Source organism: Pseudomonas sp. HPB0071 (assembly GCF_000478505.2).
Lineage (GTDB): Bacteria > Pseudomonadota > Gammaproteobacteria > Pseudomonadales > Pseudomonadaceae > Chryseomonas > Chryseomonas luteola.
In genome coordinates, this window is sequence record NZ_KI517369.1 from 298,979 (window position 1) to 314,734 (window position 15,756).

The 15,756-nt window shown below is 53.6% G+C and carries 13 protein-coding genes and 2 pseudogenes; 4 read left to right on the forward strand and 11 right to left on the reverse strand.

Annotated elements, in window-relative coordinates; all coding sequences use genetic code 11:
* Nucleotides 1-6: 6 nt before the first annotated feature.
* From HMPREF1487_RS24350 to HMPREF1487_RS24375, 6 genes are all read right to left on the reverse strand, one after another.
* On the reverse strand, nucleotides 7-915 hold the full coding sequence (locus HMPREF1487_RS24350; protein ID WP_010799461.1) for an allantoinase PuuE: 909 nt from the start codon (nucleotides 913-915) through the stop codon (nucleotides 7-9).
* On the reverse strand, nucleotides 912-1,868 hold the full coding sequence (locus tag HMPREF1487_RS24355) for an NAD-dependent epimerase/dehydratase family protein (RefSeq protein ID WP_010799462.1): 957 nt from the start codon (nucleotides 1,866-1,868) through the stop codon (nucleotides 912-914). Before HMPREF1487_RS24355 ends, HMPREF1487_RS24350 begins: the two co-directional genes overlap by 4 nt.
* A complete protein-coding gene (locus HMPREF1487_RS24360; RefSeq protein ID WP_010799463.1) occupies nucleotides 1,865-3,523 on the reverse strand; it encodes an ATP-binding cassette domain-containing protein in 1,659 nt (552 codons plus the stop codon). The genes HMPREF1487_RS24355 and HMPREF1487_RS24360 overlap by 4 nt, the downstream gene beginning before the upstream one ends.
* A complete protein-coding gene (locus HMPREF1487_RS24365; protein ID WP_010799464.1) occupies nucleotides 3,520-4,365 on the reverse strand; it encodes an ABC transporter permease in 846 nt (281 codons plus the stop codon). The genes HMPREF1487_RS24360 and HMPREF1487_RS24365 overlap by 4 nt, the downstream gene beginning before the upstream one ends.
* A complete protein-coding gene (locus HMPREF1487_RS24370; protein WP_010799465.1) occupies nucleotides 4,362-5,402 on the reverse strand; it encodes an ABC transporter permease in 1,041 nt (346 codons plus the stop codon). Before HMPREF1487_RS24370 ends, HMPREF1487_RS24365 begins: the two co-directional genes overlap by 4 nt.
* Before the next feature lie 67 nt (nucleotides 5,403-5,469).
* The gene (locus tag HMPREF1487_RS24375) at nucleotides 5,470-7,080 is read right to left on the reverse strand and encodes an ABC transporter substrate-binding protein (protein ID WP_256205783.1); all 1,611 of its coding nucleotides are present in this window, start codon (nucleotides 7,078-7,080) and stop codon (nucleotides 5,470-5,472) included.
* A gap of 456 nt (nucleotides 7,081-7,536) precedes the next feature.
* On the opposite strand from HMPREF1487_RS24375, the gene HMPREF1487_RS24380 reads away from it, so the two are divergent.
* Both HMPREF1487_RS24380 and HMPREF1487_RS24385 read left to right on the forward strand, forming a co-directional pair.
* A complete protein-coding gene (locus tag HMPREF1487_RS24380; protein WP_256205784.1) occupies nucleotides 7,537-8,277 on the forward strand; it encodes a GntR family transcriptional regulator in 741 nt (246 codons plus the stop codon).
* Between the two features lie 454 nt (nucleotides 8,278-8,731).
* The gene (locus HMPREF1487_RS24385) at nucleotides 8,732-8,983 is read left to right on the forward strand and encodes a hypothetical protein (protein ID WP_010799468.1); all 252 of its coding nucleotides are present in this window, start codon (nucleotides 8,732-8,734) and stop codon (nucleotides 8,981-8,983) included.
* Here HMPREF1487_RS24385 and HMPREF1487_RS24390 read toward each other — a convergent pair.
* The 5 genes and pseudogenes from HMPREF1487_RS24390 to HMPREF1487_RS27530 all read right to left on the reverse strand — a co-directional run bounded on the left by HMPREF1487_RS24390 (nucleotide 8,967) and on the right by HMPREF1487_RS27530 (nucleotide 12,510).
* Nucleotides 8,967-10,040 (reverse strand): hypothetical protein, encoded by a 1,074-nt coding sequence (locus HMPREF1487_RS24390; RefSeq protein ID WP_010799469.1) that lies wholly within the window; start codon nucleotides 10,038-10,040, stop codon nucleotides 8,967-8,969. The two genes, HMPREF1487_RS24385 and HMPREF1487_RS24390, sit on opposite strands and share 17 nt — an antisense overlap.
* A gap of 98 nt (nucleotides 10,041-10,138) precedes the next feature.
* Nucleotides 10,139-11,295 (reverse strand): IS3 family transposase gene (locus HMPREF1487_RS24395; protein ID WP_154982418.1). Its coding sequence is split into 2 segments (ribosomal slippage): nucleotides 10,139-11,043 and nucleotides 11,043-11,295, totalling 1,158 coding nucleotides; the frame shifts between segments, so codons are not numbered across the junction.
* The gene (locus tag HMPREF1487_RS24405) at nucleotides 11,292-11,852 is read right to left on the reverse strand and encodes an exodeoxyribonuclease VII large subunit (RefSeq protein WP_349681744.1); all 561 of its coding nucleotides are present in this window, start codon (nucleotides 11,850-11,852) and stop codon (nucleotides 11,292-11,294) included. The genes HMPREF1487_RS24395 and HMPREF1487_RS24405 overlap by 4 nt, the downstream gene beginning before the upstream one ends.
* Nucleotides 11,853-11,915: 63 nt before the next feature.
* Nucleotides 11,916-12,308: pseudogene (locus HMPREF1487_RS28610) on the reverse strand (GNAT family N-acetyltransferase); the annotation flags it as partial.
* A 55-nt stretch (nucleotides 12,309-12,363) separates the two neighbouring features.
* On the reverse strand, nucleotides 12,364-12,510 hold the full coding sequence (locus tag HMPREF1487_RS27530; RefSeq protein WP_010799472.1) for a hypothetical protein: 147 nt from the start codon (nucleotides 12,508-12,510) through the stop codon (nucleotides 12,364-12,366).
* Nucleotides 12,511-12,587: 77 nt separating this feature from the next.
* Here HMPREF1487_RS27530 and HMPREF1487_RS24410 point away from each other — a divergent pair.
* Nucleotides 12,588-13,524 (forward strand): annotated as a pseudogene (locus HMPREF1487_RS24410) (IS481 family transposase).
* Between the two features lie 381 nt (nucleotides 13,525-13,905).
* Nucleotides 13,906-14,823 carry a hypothetical protein gene (locus tag HMPREF1487_RS24415; protein ID WP_010799475.1) on the forward strand — a complete coding sequence of 306 codons (918 nt, stop codon included), beginning with the start codon at nucleotides 13,906-13,908 and terminating at the stop codon, nucleotides 14,821-14,823.
* The last annotated feature ends 933 nt before the right edge of the window (nucleotides 14,824-15,756 follow it).

Sequence of the window (15,756 nt, forward strand, 5' to 3'; positions counted from 1 at the left end):
CAACTCCTAGTATTTCGGTGCGGGATGGACGCTATGCCAGTGGTTGGCAATATCGATGCGTCGAGTGATCCATACATCCGGAAAACTCGAAACGTAATCGAGGAACCGCTCCAATGCAGCTGCGCGGGCCGGATGTCCCACCAAGCGCAGATGCAGACCGACCGACATCATTTTGGGTTGGGTTTCCCCCTCCTTGTAGAGCATGTCGAAAGCATCTTTCAGAAAGCTGAACCACTGACTGCCGGTACTTACGCCTGCGGCAAACTGCCCGTCGTTATTGGTCAATGAATACGGGATGATCAGATGAGGCTTACCGCTTACTTGAGTCCAGAACGGTAACTCATCGCCGTAGTAATCCGAGTCGTAGGTGAATCCCCCTCCCTCGACCAACAGCCTACGAGTGTTAACGCTAGGGGAGTATCGGCAGTACCAACCCTGAGGCCGAACACCGGTTGTACGCTCAAGGGATTCGACCGCTTTACGGATGTGCTCCCGTTCTTGTTCCTCGCTAAGCTGGTAGTGTTTGATCCACCGCCAGCCGTGGGAGCACACATCGAACCCAGATTCGCGAATAGCCCCACAGGCATCTGGATTACGCTCAAGAGCGAGTGCGCAGCCATAAATGGTCGCCGGCAGTGAGCGCTCCTGGAACAGGCGCATCACCCGCCAGAAACCCACTCGACTGCCATATTCGAACAGCCCTTCGGCAGCCAGATCCCTACCTTGTACACCGGTGTCGAGCCCACTGCTTTCGGTGAACCACGTTTCCGTGCTTTTCTCGCCATCCTGAATTGACGGCTCCGAACCTTCCTCATAGTTCATGACGAAATTCAGCGCGAGCCGGGCGCCTCCTGGCCATTTGGGATCGGGAGGATTACGGCCATAGCCGACGAAATCTCTTTCAAGGTCACTCATGTTTTCTGCACCTTGGAAATATGAGGAAGGTGAGCCGACTCCAGCCAGCGCGCGTACGCTTTAATGCCGTCATCAAGGGATAGCCTTGGCTCGTAACCAAGATCACGACGCGCCGCTTCGATACTGAATTTCTGCTGGAGCTCATCGACAGGATCGGGACCCGGTTGAAGCGCGATATCAGCATCCGGAAAGATCTTGCGTACCACCTGCGCGACCTCTTCGAGCGTTACGCGGGTATCGCCAGTGACGTTGTAGGTCGTTCGCGGCAGCACAGGAGCATCCAGCGCGCACAGAAGCCCCTGAACCGCGTCTTCAACGTGAACGAACTGTCTGGGGAAGTCCGATCCAAAAGGCATTCGGGTGGCGCGCTTGGCGAGGGCGTCCTCAAGCATCGTCCGAATCACACAGTCCGTGGTTCTACCAGGGCCGTAGACCCAAGACAGGCGAACACTCGCAGCGGACAATCCGTACTGCTCTGCGTAAGCCGTTATGATGTACTCGGATGAGACCTTGCTCGCGCCGTATAGGCTCGCTGGCTTCAGCATAACGTCTTCGCAAACAGGGCCTGACCCGACCGCCCCGTAAGCACTCGTCGAGGAGCAATATACAAATCGACGAACACCGTGAACGCGCGCCACCTCAAGTACGTTGGCGGTACCGACAATGTTCACTTGCACCATCGAATACGGCACATCACGCGCTACCATTGGCCCGGAAAACGCACCGCAGTGGACGATGGAATCGATGCCGCCTACAGCGATCGCATGCAGACGATGGACGTCTCCAAGGTCGCAGGCTGTGATCTGGATTCCTTCCTGAGTAATCGAGGAGAGGCGATCCAGTGCCAACACCGGTCGGCCTTGCTTAGCCAATCGCCGTACCACCTGTCGACCTACCAGCCCTGCCGCTCCGGTGACAAGTACCGGTTTGGTTATGTAACGATCGAAATTCATGCGCGCAGCTCCGCCTGAGGAACCCGAGTTTCGACCTCTTCTCGAACCTCGATAGGGAGTTCGGCCTCAAGCAGCTTGCGGGTATAGGCCTCCTTCGGGTTGGCAAAAATTTCCTCCGTCGGGCCTTGCTCGATGATCTTACCGTTACGCATGACGGCAACGTAATGCGCTAAAGACCGGACCGAATTTAAATCATGAGTAATGAACAGCGCTGACAGCCCCATGCGTTTTTGCAAATCCCGTACAAGATCGATAATTTGTGCACGAACCCGTATATCGAGCGCGGTCGTCGGCTCATCGAAAATCACGAAATCAGGACTGACCGCCAAGGCTCTGGCCACACCTACGCGCTTCTGCTCACCGGCCGTCAGCTCGTGGGGGTAAACGTCTGCCTTAGCCCTGGAAAGGCTAACCAGATCGAGCAACTCCATGACCCGCGCTTCTTTTGCGGTGCGGGTCAACGGTTCGCCCAACTTGAGGGGCTCGGCCACGAGATCGCGCACCCGCCATCTGGGGTTCAGCGCAACATAAGGCTCCTGGAACACCATCTGCATCCGGCGGCGTACGCTTCTGAACTGCTTGTCAGAGAGCGTCAGCGTTTCTTGGCCATCGAACCGGATCGAACCCGAGTCCGATTGAAGTAATCGAACAAGGCATTGGCCGGTGGTGGTTTTTCCCGACCCGCTTTCTCCAACGAGGGCCAGTGTCTCGCCTTTGCGGATCGTCAACGAGACATGGTCGACCGCACGAACCGGCTCGGCGGAGCCCTCGACATGGAACACTTTCACCAGGTCGGTCACTTCCAGCAGCGGTCTAGCCTCGGTGCCGTGTTGTGCTGGCTCAGAATCCATTGGCAACGGGCGCACTCTGGCAGCATCCAGCAAATCCTGGCTGTATGGATGCTTAGGACCATCGTTGAGAAAAGAGCGGATGGTGGCAAGTTCGATCAAACGTCCGGATTTCATGATGCCGACCCGGTCGCAGTAGCTGGCCACCATTCCTAGGTCATGGGTAATCAGAACTACCGCCAGTCCTAGCTCGCGCCCTTTCTCTACTAGCAAATCCAGAACTTGCAGCTGGATTGTCGCGTCAAGGCCCAAGGTTGCATCGTCGGCGAGCAGGATTTTCGGTTGAGCGATCAATGCCATGGCGATTACGACGCGTTGCGCCATGCCACCGGAAAGCTCGTGCGGATAGGCGTGCGCCCTTTTCTCGGGATTCACGATTCCGACTTGTTTAAAAAGGCGAATTGACTCCTGCCATGCATCCTTTTTGTTGATCCCTCGATGAGCACGAAGAATCCTGGCAATTTGCTCACCTACCTTCACAACCGGATCCAGCAAAGCTTTCGCATTGGTTCCGATCAGCGCAACTTCGCCCCCTCGATAACCGCGTTTTTGCTGCGGTGTCATCGTGGAAATAGGCTGCCCGTTGACCAATATTTGGCCTTCAACAACCCGCCCGTCACTTGGGAGCATGTCGATAATGGCTCGCGCGAGAAGCGACTTTCCTGCCCCCGTCTCGCCTACGATTCCGAGAATCTCACCCTTTTGCAGAGAGAAACTTACGTCTCGTAGTGCAGGCGGCATTGATCCGTCAGAAAATCCAACAGAGACGTTGCGTACCTCGAGCAAGGGTTCGTGGATTTTTTTCATGAAGTGCTCCTTGTCTGCGGGTCGAACATTTGCTTCGCCGCGTCTCCGAGAAGCGCAAACGTCAGTACTGAAAAAACAATCGCGAGCCCTGGAAACAGCGCTACCCACCAGATACCGAGGATCATTTGCTGCGCGCCGTTGCTTACCATCAGGCCCCACTCAGGGGTAGGCATGCGCACGCCGGCACCCACGAAGGACAGGCCCGCCGTCAGCAGAATGGCCATGCCGATACTGATGGATATCTGCACTATTGCAGGCGTCAGCGCATTTGGCAGAATGTGCTGGAACATGATCGAGCTGTTGGTAGCACCGCTGCATCTGGCGGCTGCGATGAACGGGCGATCACGCAGCGACAAGACCTCCGCACGGATCAGCCGGGCAAAGACAGGAGTAAAAAGAACCGCCAGCACAATGGCGACGTTCCAGATTTCCTGCCCCATGACAGACACCAGCACCATGCCCAGCACAAACACGGGGAAGGACTGGATAAAGTCAAAAAACCGCATGGCCAAGGAACTACCCCAGCCTTTGTAGTAGCCAATGGCGAGCCCGATTGGAACCCCGATGACAAAGGCGATGGCCACAGCGGTGACGCTGATCAGCAGGTTGATTCGGGTCGCGAAAATGACACGGGAGTAGATATCCATACCCGACACGTCGGTGCCGAAAAAATGCATTAGTGATGGCGCTTGCAGGGCATTGATCGGATCGGCATTTTCCGGTGAGTACGGGGCGATCCATGGCGCAAAGATGATCGCCACAAACTGAATTGCCAGTAGCACCAGACCTATGATCAAGGTTGCTTTGCCAGCCACTCTGCGCTTTGCAGACACCTGTTTCATACTTCGATCCTCGGGTCAGCGATGCCGTAGAGCACATCCACGACGGTGTAAACGATGAGAATGAAAGCAGCGGCTACCAGCACAAATCCCTGCAATGCGGGATAGTCGCTGTTCATTACTGCGGACACCGCGTACTGTCCGAGGCCGCCCCAGGCGAAGATCGTTTCAACCAGCACCGCCGCGCCCAACAGAAACCCGAAGAGAAAACCGACCATAGTGATGATCGGTGGCAAGCTATTGCGCAACGTGATTCGAACCAACTGCCATTCGGAAAGACCGCTCGCCCGTGCATGGCGAATGAACTCACTGCGATAGTTATCGGCGAAAACGATCTGGGTCATTTTCATCAGCGCACCAGCGTTGACGATGGTCAGCGTGAGGACCGGCAACCACAGGCGGCCTACAGCCGAGGCGAACGCGGCTGTATCGCCCGCGAGTAACGTGTCTACAGTTAGAAACCCAGTCACAGCAGGTGGCGCAGTGATGATCGGATCAAGCCTGCCGAACGGTGCGGGAGCAATGCCCGCGACATTGAATAGAAAGTAGATGAGCAGCAGACCGACCCAGAAGTCAGGGACGGCGCCCGCCGCCAGGCCATATACCTTGCTGGACTGGTTGATCATTCCTTCGGGCTTGGTTACTGCAACAACCGCCAGCACCACGCTCACGATGATCGTCAGGATCATCGTGTAGGTAATCAGCTCAAGCGTTGCTGGAACACGGTCGAGCAAATCAACGGCCACGGGGTTGGATGTGAACATTGACGTTCCCAGATCACCGTGAACGACAGTTGAAAGGTAGCTCGTGAACTGCGACCAGATACTGCTGTTGAGCCCCAGTCGCTCGCGCAGGCTTAGGATTTGCTCGGGCGTCGCCATATTGCCAAGCATCAGCAGCGCCGGATCGCCAGGCAGTAAACGAATCAGCAGAAACGTGGCAAGCAGAACGCCAAACATCTGCGGAACAAGAATAGTCAACCTGGCCAGAACGATACGTAGTGGGCGAGGTAGCGACCGCAATGAATTGCTAAGTCTCATACTGTTTTCCTTGCAAGTAGCCTTGCGCAACTAGAGGGGCGAAGCATCCCCCCTCTACTGGCTCTACTTATTTCTTGTAGAAGTCGTACCAACTGTTGCTGTTGGGCGTATACCAGCTGAAACCAGCGACATTGGCGCGAGTAGCAAGCTGGTAGCCTGGGTTCATCAGGAAAACCCAGGGGGCCTCGTCCACAACGATTTGCTGGACGCGCTTCATGCCCGCATCCCTCGCAGCCTCATCCGTGCTCGACAACGCTTCGTTAATTAGCTTGTCGACTTCGGCATTCTTGAATTTTGGGTAGTTGATAAGTGAGGCGCTGTTGAGCCAGAGATTCGCTACGTAAGCTGCATCAGGGACAATCGCCATGTCGCGGAAGAAATACATGGGGATCGTGCCCTTGGAGTACTTCTCCACCAGAGTCGACGCTGGCAACTTCACGAGCTCGACATCTACGTCTGCGCGGGCGAACGCGGTTTTGAGGATGACGGCAATCTCTTCCTCGATCTGATCACCGGTACGGTAGCCAAGCTGGGTTTTGAAGCCAGATTCCTGGCCCGCCTCTTTCAATAGTGTCTTGGCCTTCTCGACATCCTGGGTGTAGCTGAAATATTCATCGGTGTAGGACGGGTAGATTTCAGAAATAGGGCTCTTGGTTGCCCGCGCCTTCCCGTAATACACCGCCTTCAGGATGTCTTCACGGGGAACCAGGTAATTCAACGCCTGGCGAACCTTGGGGTTATCAAACGGAGGCGTCGTATTGTTCATTTCAACGCGATGAATGTAGTTGCCAAACACCTGCCAGATCTTCAGCTGAGGATTCTTCTCCAGCATCGCCAGCTCGCGAGGCGAAAGCCATTCAGCTACATCGACGGCCCCGGCTTGCAACGCTGCCAGGCGATTGGCCGACGTCGGCATCTCGCGGAATATGATTTTCGAAAGACGCGGCGCCCCCCGGTAATAATTCGGGTTGGCTTCGTAAACGACTTCCTGACCTGACTGAAATTTCGTCACCTGATAGGGAGCAAACGAGGCAGAGTGAGTCGCCAACCAACTGGATGCATAAGGGTCGTCACTGGTGACGTGCTTGCGGGCGGCAGTGGCGTCCAGAATACCCAAGTCATTATTGACCCAGATCCGCTCGATCAGAGGAGACGTCTTGGGCAAAGTGACCATGACGGTCATTTCATCCTGTTTCTTGAACGCATCTTCGAAGGATTCGATACCGAGAATCTGACTCATGTACCAGCGAAAGTTCGCGTTCTTGTTCCAACCCCGTTTGAACGACCACATCACATCGTCGGCGGACAGGGTGTTCCCCGCAGCGCTCTTGACGCCACTGCGTAAATGAAAGGTGATGGAGGTTTTGTCATCTGACACTGTCCAGCTTTGTGCCAGTGCTCCCACTAACTTGTCGAAATTTTCAACCGGCACACCGTCAACGTTCTTCATGTCGTAGGCCAGAAGGCGTTCGTAGATGTTGCGCTTGGCTTCGTGGGTGGCTTCGGTTGGCGGATATTCCTGATCGAGCGATTCAGGAGTCCGAGGCCCTGCCACAACCAAAATAGAGTTCGCATCCTGAGCGAATGCGATTGGAGCGACTGCCCCGCTGAGCAAAGTAACGACTGCCAACGCGTGCGCAGCCGGCTTCAGAAGGAACCGCATTACTTTCGTATTCATGGTATGGGTTTCTCGATTAGAGATGATTGAGTAAGCCCTTCTCAAATACGAAGACGTAACGCCAATGAACCTCTGGCCCACCTCCACCGCTCTAGAATGGCGCCCCAAGGCTTTGGTAGTGAGAAATCCAGTTACTGGCATTCAGCCTCCGATAATTGTCGCTAAATAATTAGAATTTGTGACAATCATAAGCAAGCCCTATGCCAGCCAATGTGACAGAACTGCTTTTTGGGCCTTAACGGAGTTGCCGGATGCTTTGTAGGCCTAAGAATCAGAGCACTAATGGCCCAAGTATCAGCCATCCGGAACTCATTAAGCATCAAGGGTAAATGGCCGATTTATGCTCGTAGTCGGTGCACACCCAAGAATTGTGGTCGCTCATGGTTCACTTTTGAACAATTCTCAGTAGTTATGTCACAATCATGCACTCTTTCGTAACAAACTATGCAGACGCCCATGCTCATCAATAACTCATCTTCACCCCGTCCTTGCAAAGCTCGCACTACTGGCCAAATTCTTGGTACAGCTGAGAAGCGCGACACCATTTATGAACGTATCCTGAATGCTGTGATGGAGCACCGGCTGATCCCTGGCACCAAACTTGTAGAGGAGAAGCTCGCCGGCGTGTTTGGGGTCAACCGCACCCGCATCCGCGAGGTGCTCGTCCGTCTCGCTCATGAAGGTGTTGTCACCACGATTCCCAATCGTGGCGCCTTCGTGGCCAGCCCGTCCGTAGAGGAAGCTCGGCATATCTTCAATGCGCGCCGGATTCTAGAGCCGGCCCTCATTCGCACGCTCGTAGCGCAAGCGGGTGAAAAACAGATCGCTCAACTCTATGACCATGTCGCCCTGGAGCGAACGGCGCGGGAAGAAGGTGATAAGCGAGCAGTCATTCGCTTATCTGGCGAGTTCCACCTACGGATTGCAGAGATGGTTGGCAGTCCGCCATTGTTGAAACTCATGCGGGAGCTGTCTTCGTTGACCTGTCTGATCATCCTGCTGTACGACTCACCTAATGTGCCGGCATGCCCAAATCACGAGCATCTTGAAATCGTGAAGGCCATTGAGTCAGGCGAAACTGAAGAAACGATCAGACTCGTGATAGAGCACCTGACTCACATCGAGAACACACTGGATCTCTCGGTGGGAGAAGAACAGGAAGTGGATCTGGACGAGATCTTCGGTCGAACGATGTGAGGCAGGGAAGGATATCCTGGTTCACTCCTGCCTAAGCAGTGACGTCCTTCCCGCTCGCAGCTGCGATAAGCGTAGCCGAGGTATATGTCTCGACAAGTCAAAAGGTAAAGTTATCAAGGGCCATGCACTCGCCCAAGGGCCTCATCGATATCTTAATTTTTGAGAGCGTCTTTCTAAGAGACGTTACGCTAACGCGGCCTTAGTCGATGCCGACAAGGCTGACTTACACGACATGCTCATCGACATACCAGGACAGTTCGAAGGTCGTTTTGTACATCCCGCCAGATGGTGTCAAGGCATCCGATCCAGTCCCGGATAAATGCACGGCCCCTAGTGATCGCCAGCGCTAATGGGGGCTGATTGGATAAAAGAAGGATCGGTTTCCCCGGATGTTGTCTGTTTCTGGCCGATCCGGTTGAGAAAATCCCGCCGCAATTTTTGCTCACGAAAGAACATGGTCGACGTTGAAGTCTGGTTCGCTCAGAAGACTGAGCTGTCTTGGTTTTTACGTAGCAACACCAAAATCGAGCAATTTTTGAGCTACCGAAAAGCAGCTCTCTCAGAAACCGACTTTTTCAACGGAATCGGCCGAAAGCAGTCTTCTACATCTACCCTTATGCCACTCTATTTGCATCTCTCTCCGTTCGCTTTTGCCGAGGCTTCTTTGGCGGCTAGTTTGGCAGCGAACGTCAACCAGCGCCGCTGAACAATTCCAGCGAAGGCAGAACGGTGAGCGACTCGTCCGGGCGGGTGTTGCAGTTGAGTCGATACTGAATGGTAGAGGTCAGGGCTGCATCAATGTGTTGGACCGTCAACTTGTCTGCCCGACCACACCATATACAGGTAACCTGCGGCGCAGGCATTACAAACCAGCAGTGGCCACAAAGCACACCCTGGCCTTGGTGCCGGTGAAATACTTCGGTGTAGCTGTCAGCAATCTGCCGTACACGAAGCTGTACAGCGGTTCTCCTTGCGGCTTGCTGCGCCGCCTGAGTATAGCGAGGGGGCTGGGCGGCGGTATGCCTAATCAGACTCGGTCCGTCGAGCGTTGGAGGAGACTGCTGACGCTGGCCCGCTTGGCCACATGTCGCTGCAGCATGCAGCGCGGCTCCCTTCTTAAACTCATCGATCTTTTCATCGATCCGCTGCTGCGCATGGATTTTCTCCCGCTGGATGACGCGGGAGAAAATCCAACTGCGGATAACAAGGTCATCTTGGACCCGTTTTGAGAAATTCTGAGTGTCTAGGATATCCGCAGTGTTCAAACCGGTTAGATCAATGAGCAGTGCAGAACACTCGTTTTGATGAAGGCGCCTCACCATCCTTTCAATTCGACGGCCGCGAATGTCAAATAGGACATTGAGCTCATGGCCTTTGCAGAACAGCGTGAGGTCGGCTTCGTCGTCACCGAACTCCATGACCTCATCGATCGTAACCATTCTAGAGGCTATGCTTACCTCTTCCTTGAATGGCACGCCATGGTAACGGGCGGTCACAGTCTCGCAATGCGTGGGTAGCTCAAAGCACCTGACGCCTTCTAGAGCTTGCCGGGCTGCGAGCAGCACCCCTTTTACATAACCACGCACGCAATCACTGTCGGCGGCGTGGCGAAAGTATGGCTCAACTTTAACGCCCTGGTTTGCTGCGATCAGAGGATGGCGGCACGCTAGGCAAATACAGCCACACAACAGCCCGTTCTCGACTTCGTGTGGTCGAAATGCCAAGCCGTCTTTCATACCAATGGGAATGCTCGTGCTGCTCATGGCCTTATCTCCAGTTCCTTCTGACCCTAGTACCGGTGGGGCTTGACGCTAAACTACTAAAGTAAGATTTTTCCAACCTCAGTAGCCTCCCCGGGGTTCTACCCCGTTTCCACGGACGGTTTGAAAAGGGCTGAAAACTTCAGGTCTTGCCGGGCGACTCTACGACGCATTCGTGGGTTATGAAAGCGTTCGATGTAGTCGAATAAATCCGCCCGCGCTTCATCACGAGTTCGATACGACTGATGGACAACGCGCTCCCGTTTGAGCTGACCGAAGAAGCCTTCACAGGCAGCGTTGTCACCGCAATGCCCGACGGCACTCATGCTGCAGATCAATGTGTTGCGATTCAGATCGCGGTAGTCAGCACTAGTGAACTGACTACCGCGATCTGAATGTAGGATCACGGACCAGTCACCCTGGCGCTGCCAGATTGGCATCTCCACCGCTCGAATCACCATCTGCCAATCCTGACGGTGATGCATCGACCAACCGATCACCAGCTTGCTGTACAGGTCGAGCACCTCGCATAGACAGAGCTTGCCTTCCAGCGTAGCTATCTCCGTGATGTCTGTGACCCACTTGCGCTCCGGTTCCTGCGCGGTGAAATTACGCTCCAGCAGGTTTTTCACGCCTGCTGGACGGCCGCCGGTGACTCTCCCAAAGCCACGCCTCTTCCGGCGTGGCCAGCCTTGAATTCGCTCAGCGGCCATCAGGCGAGCAACGCGGTTCAGGCTGACGGTTTCGCCCTCGTCGAGCAGATCCTCGTGCATCCGTGGCGCTCCGATCACACCACGACTGTCCTCGTGGATCTCCCGAATACGCCTCACCAGGCGCGCATTCTCCAGAGCGCGTGGGCTTGGCTCGCGATCCTGCCAGGCGTAATAGCCACTGGCAGAAACCTTCAGGCAACGGCACATCAGTCGTACCGGGTACTCGTTGCGGCAGCGCTGGATCACCGTGTACCGCTCGATGACTCCTTGGCAAAGTACGCTGCCGCGTCTCTTAAAAAATCACGCTCCTTGGTTACTCGGGCCAGCTCGCGCTTGAGGCGGGCAAGCTCCTCATCCCGCGGACTTCCCGCTCCAGGAAAGGCCTTCTCTGTACCCGGTTGCGCTTCCCGAAGCCAGCGGGTGAGCAGGTTAGGAGCCACACCAATCTCAAGGGCCACCTGTCGGCAACTTGCTCCTGAACGACGAACCAGCTCGATGGCTTCCCGCTTGAATTCGGGGCTGTATTTCTTAGAACACTCCTTCAGCTCGGTGTGAGCTTACTCGAAAGTGTCCGTGCTAACGGGGTAGAACCCGCCTGGATAACAGTGCGCCTATGGCCCTGTGTTAGCAGATCCACTTCGCGCCGGAAGTCACCAAGACCCGCGGCCTGATCAGGCGAGACAACCGCTATACGCCAGAAGCCCGCTGGCGCTGCGAGCGTCTTTTGCCGGTCGTGGATGCCCTCTTCCTTTAACCGCGCCAGTATCTGCTCGACCTTGGCGTGCATCTCACCCAGCGTGTAGCTCGGGTCAATGCCATAGACCTGGAGCTGGAAGCCATACTGGGGATGGAGCGTGGCGCAGACCTTGAGCATCACTTTCATACCGGGCTGCGGTTTTGAGCCGGTTACCTGCTCAAAGGCTCTTAGCTGCACATTCGAGACACTGCCAAACATCACAGCCGAACACTTGGCGATTTCCTTGCCATCAGCGCTCTCGATCAGAGTAAACCAGCACGTACCACCATTACGGACGTTGAACTCGCTTAGCTCAGCCACTACCCAGATATGCTCGGCAAAGGAGCGCTTGATAACTCCCTCGATCTGCTATTGGTTTCGCTATCCCCTGTTAAAACAAAGGGGCCGGGTCGTTGGGATATCCGACAGTCATTGACAATGCCTTTCAAAGTGAAACCTGTCAAACCACTCCCCGTTTAGCTCAAAGCTCTTCCTGGAACGCCCATATTGAACGAACCCATTACGCCGCAATACAGCCAGTGATGCTGCATTGTCAGATCGAGCATCCGCCTCGATACGCTTTAGATTAAGTCTGCCAAATGCAAGGTCAAGTACAAGCCTGACAGCTTCGGTTGCGTAACCTTTGCCCGTCTCATGCTGCGCAATCCGGTAGCCGAGAACGGCTGAATGATAATGCGCGCGCTGAACAGCTCTAAGATTCACTCGGCCGACAAGATGGCCTGAAGGACTCCTAAGTAGATATTGGTATCCCTTGTCGTCAAAGGCATCATCAATAGCTGCTTCGATGGCTTCTGCTACTCCCTGGAGAGAGTAGTGGACCTAGTAACTCCTCTCTGGTATGTCGAGGATCAAAACGTTAATGAACGGTCTTCAACCCTGACCGTTGGCTGTACAGCCGCGCCTCAGCCTGGCCCATGCTTTCGCCTGTCCTTTGCATGTGCTCGGACAGTTCCTCAGCATCAAATCCCACCTGATCACGCATAGCATTGTTGACGTCTGCCATGACACGTTCTCATTACACGACTGTTTGGTCCCAGGGAGAAAGGGTTTATGGTATAGACCTCTATCGGAGGAGGAACCATGGCTCAGGTTCTACACAAACGCGCCACGACCACGCACGCCATCCGAGCGGAATTACAGCGATCGCAGGATTCGATCGCGACGCTGAGTAAGCGTTACAACTTAAACCCCAAGACCGTGATCAAGTGGCGTAAGCGCGACTCGGTTGAAGATCAGCCCATGGGACCTCGGGAGCCGCATTCGACCTCCCTGACCCTGGCTGAAGAGGCCGCTGCCGGCAGAAGACGTTGCTGCCTCTGGACGATTGCCTGCAGCCTTGCAGCGCTTCATACCCAGGCTTTCGCGCTCAGGCCTGCATCGGCTCTACCAGCGACACGGCATCAGCAACCTCCCGCGCTCAGCTGAGCCGGTACGTGAGAAGAAAGCCTTCAAACGCTATCCGCTGGGCTATCTGCATATCGATATCACCGAGGTGACTGCAGAGGGCCGGGCCTATCCTTTTGTAGCGATCGATCGCACGTCGAAGTTTGTCTATGCCGAGTTACATGAGCAGATGATGCGCAAAGATGCGGTCGACTTTTTGGAGGCCACGCTTAAGACGTTACCCTATAAGGTGCATAGGGTACTCACCGACAACGGCATCCAGTTTGCCAGGAAGGTCGGTACTGAACGCTACCGGGCCCATCCTTTCGATGTGATCTGTTATCGGCACGGCATTGAACATCGGCTAACCAAGCCCTTCCATCCCTGGACTAATGGCCAGGTTGAGCGCATGAACCGGACGATCAAGCAGGCCACCACCAAGACCTTTAACTATGCCTCGCTTAAGCCTCTGCAGGTTCATGTAAATGATTATCTGTAGGCCTATAACAGCGCTCGTCCGTTACGTGCCTTGAAAGGCCAAACACCGATTGGCTTTATCCTCCAGCAATGGCATAAACAGTCACAGCTCTTTCTAACCGGTATAGACTTCTTCTTTCTGGGACCTAACACTTAGAATATTAACTTCTCAACCCGTCTATTAATAGCTAGGAAGCTTAATAATTAGCAAAAATCCTGATTGTTTTTCAAGACTTACATGACATTCGAGTCAGAGGCTAACTAAGCTTGGTATTAATTCTTTGCTTTTAAAAAAGAGGATGAAATCAATCCTTGGGGTGATGGCTAAAGTCCATTATACAGTTAAAGATTTATAGCCTGCTAACAAGAAGTTAGCTATAAATTTGCCTAGGTGTTTCTTGGAGGTAATTCTTGGTTAGGCTGCATGTTCCCTTATGGAACGTATCCCTAGCTATCTCCTTGCGGCAGGAGCTTATAAAAACCTTCCGTGGTAATGCTTTACCACCTCGACATGCTCATAGATCAAGGTTGATAGAACATGCTGAATATGAAACCGCTCGCCGTAGCCATTTTGATAGCGGTCAGTTCACACGCCCTGGCTGAAATGAATTCTGCCCAGCTGCTGCAAAGTGGAAATGACAACATCGGTGCCATTGATCAACAGGGTAGCGGTAACTATGCTTACCTGCAGCAGGAGGCTCAAGACAATAGCCAAGCAACAATTACTCAAAGCGGTGTCTCCAACAGCGCCTCTGTCTATCAGATGCAGGGCTTTGAAAACACTACTCACGTGACTCAATTCGGTGATAGCAATACGTTAGATATTAGCATGACAGGCTCCGCAGACGGAGCTATAGCTTCTTCAATCGGTAATAATAATTCGATTCGTAGTGAGCAATATGGCGGCGTATCAAGCGCTATGTTAACTCAGGTAGGCGACAATAATGCTATCGACTCAAGCTTACAATCATCTACCAGCGCTCTGGTGAGCCAGACGGGTAATAACAATACAGCTTATGTGACCGCTTCCTCGTACAGATTGGGATCAAACCAGACTGAAGTTACACAGAACGGTGATGATAACCAGGCCACTACCAGGATAACGAGTCAGTTTGGAAATATTGCGCTTACCCAGGACGGCATAGGTAACCTGGCAAACATCTCCTCCAGCGGTCGATCTACTAGGGTTTCAGGTGTCTCTACTGGTCAAACCAATACTGTCGATATCAGCCAAGATATCGAAACGGGCAGCGTACGGTTTGAGCAGGCAGGGGATGGCAACATACTTGCCGTGAACCAGGAAGGCTACTCCGGTTATTATCAGGCAGACGTGACACAAGTGGGTATTGCTAACCAGGCAACGCTTGTTCAGAGCGCTGGCGAGCAGCTGGGTACCTCATCAGCAGCATTGAGCCAAACCGGTACTGGTAATATCGCGACTGTCATTCAACGCTAAGTTAGTGGGGAAGATGCCCGATCAGCTGAGGACGGAAATTCACAGTGAATCAGGGCATCTGCCATATGAGCCTCTTGCTGCGCGAACCATGGTTTACCTTGGCTTAACAGATATCGTTTCTACCAGAGCCATGGATGTTAGATCAGTTGATCCAAGTTTGTCGCCGACCATCAGCATAATGATAGTAAAGGCTAGGGTTGTAAGATCCTTATCCTTAGAGCTTTTCAAGATGCCAGAGTCTTTACTAGGTTGCTACTGATAAACGGTCGAAACCTTTCCAGTGATAAGCCACTCTTTTTTATGGGAGCAATGGACATTGCTTTTCTTGTGTTAGCTGCCGAAGGTCCCCCAGCCTGAGGCAGCTTCCTTTATCCAACCCAAGGCGTAGGCGAATACAACCATGGCGATAACAGGCTGTTGCCCTGAGTGTGGCAATTCTGAACTGGTACGCATGCCAACCCTTGGTATTCTTCACTGTGCCGACTGCAACCTTTCCTTCATGTGGTCAAGGTTTGACCACCCTAAAATCCAGGCAACTCTCTTTTCTGTTACCTAATAAGGTATCTATCTTTTGTTTTACAGTGTGGCTGAACAGTAAATTTATATTGTCTCAGAGTGGCCGCTGTAGCGAGGGCTTAAGTTTTGTTTCATATATACATTCCGGCTGAAGGCTTCCAGGCACGCTATAGTGCATAGAGTTCTTGTCTGTTAGATAACACTCAGACCGGAAGAGCCCTGCATCAATGCTTTGAACTGCTCTATCTTCATAGGCTTGCCTAAGGAAGGTCTGAAAAAGACTTCCCGAATCTGGTGAAATACGCCGATCCCGCCAGCCGAGTTTTTCCATGAAGCAGATGACCTTCGCCGACGCCGAGTACGCCAGCAAGCGCAAGCAGACCCGTAAGGAATTGTTCCTGATCGAGATGGATCAGG